This is a genomic window from Terribium retamae (assembly GCF_022347545.1).
Classification (GTDB): Bacteria; Pseudomonadota; Alphaproteobacteria; order Rhizobiales; family Rhizobiaceae; genus Mesorhizobium; species Mesorhizobium retamae.
The window spans coordinates 1-1664 of record NZ_JAKREW010000108.1 but is presented as its reverse complement, the minus strand read 5'-3'; the positions used below and the strand labels follow the sequence as shown (position 1 = coordinate 1664).

Below are 1664 nucleotides of genomic sequence, written 5' to 3'. Positions count from 1 at the left end.
GGGGGCCGCCCCGCCCTGTTTCGCCGGGGCGGGGGGGGGGGGGCCCTGGGCGCCCGTGCTGGCCCCCCCCCGGCTCTTGGGGGGGGGGGGGGCCCCCCCCCCCCCCCCCCCCCCCCTTTCCCCCGCCGTGAGGCGGCACAACCCCTAGATGGAGCAACTGCAATGCCGAGACTGCAAGACCTGAAAGAGCAGCGCGCCGCCAAGATCGCGGAAATGCGGGCGATCAACGACAAGGCGATGAACGACAAACGCGACCTCGACGATGGCGAGCGCACGAAGTTCGACGCCCTGGACAAGGAAACCCGCTCGATCGGCGACCAGATCGACCGCGCCGACCGGCTCGCCACCTATGAACGCCTCGAGGCGGCCGGTGAGCAGATCAATGGCGGCGAAATGCGCCGCGAGCTGCGCAACTATTCGCTCGCCAAGGCGGCGACGGAAAGCCTCGCCGGCAAGCTGAGCGGCCTTGAGGGCGAGGTGCATCAGGAATTGTCGAAAGGGCGCGAGACGCGCGGCCTGATGGTTCCGACCGAAATCCTGCTGGGCGGCGCGGAAACCCGCGCGATTACCACGACGACGCCGGCCGGCAATCCCGGCGGCAACCTGGTGCGCACCGACCTTGCCGCCATGACCGATCATCGCCGGCCGGCCTTGAAGGTCGAGGCGCGGGGCGCGACGGTGCTGCGCGGCCTGACCGGCAATCTCGACCTGCCGCGCCTCAGCGCCAGCGGCTCGACCCACTGGATCGCCGAACATACCGCCACGACGGGCAGCGATGCCAAGTTCGAGAAAAAGAGCATGTCGCCGAACACCGTTTCGGGGCAGTACGAGCTTTCGCGCCGTATGCTGCTGCAATCGAACGAGGCGATCGAAACCATCCTTCGCCGCGACCTCGGTTTCATCCTCGCTCAGGCGCTCGACCTGGCGTCGATCAAGGGCGGCGGTACGAATGAGCCGACCGGCATCATGGCCGACGCGGGCGTGACGGTGCTCGCCGACGCGGCCCTGTCTTCGGATGCCACCGCCGACATGATCGCTGCGCTGGAAACCGACGACGTGACCGGCACGCGCGCGTTCCTCACGCATCCGGCCGTCATGGCGATCGCTCGCAAAATCCAGGACACGACGAACCGGGTTATCCCGATCGCCGAGACTTTCCATGGCGAGCGTGTCGAAAGCTCCACTCAGGTGCCGGTTGTCACAGCCGGACCGCCCGCCACGCGTGCCCTGATCTACGGCGAATGGGCTTCGCTTTATATCGGCTACTGGTCGGGCGTCGATATCCTGATGAACCCCTATGCCGACGCCGTGGCGAGCAAGGGCGGCGTGCTGTTGCATGCCTTCCTCGACACTGACGTTGTCGTGCGTCATCCCGAAGGCTTCCGCTGGATGGAGATCACGGGCTGATGATCACTCTTGCGGACGCAAAGCAATTCTGTCGCGTCGACCATGACGACGATGACGCCGTGGGGGCGGGCCCGGGGGGGGGCGCCCGCCGCGCAGCAGCAAGCCACCCGCGGGGGGGGGGCGCCCCCCCCCCGCGCCCCCCCCCCCCCCCCGGCCCCCCGGGCCCCCCCCCCCCCCCCCCAAGACCCAGGACCTCGCGGAGCTGGTCTGCTCGAACTCCTTCCGCTCCGACGACGCCGAATCCAATGCCGTCGGAC

Annotated in this window: 2 protein-coding genes; both read left to right on the top strand. The window is 68.9% G+C overall.

From position 1 onward, the window contains the following. The first annotated feature begins 162 nt into the window (after positions 1-162). Positions 163-1407: a phage major capsid protein gene (locus L4923_RS30725; protein WP_239370874.1), complete on the top strand. Its 1245-nt coding sequence runs from the start codon at positions 163-165 to the stop codon at positions 1405-1407. After that, on the top strand, positions 1407-1664 hold a 258-nt coding region (locus L4923_RS30720), incomplete at its 3' end, for a head-tail connector protein (RefSeq protein WP_239370873.1). The genes L4923_RS30725 and L4923_RS30720, both read left to right, overlap by 1 nt.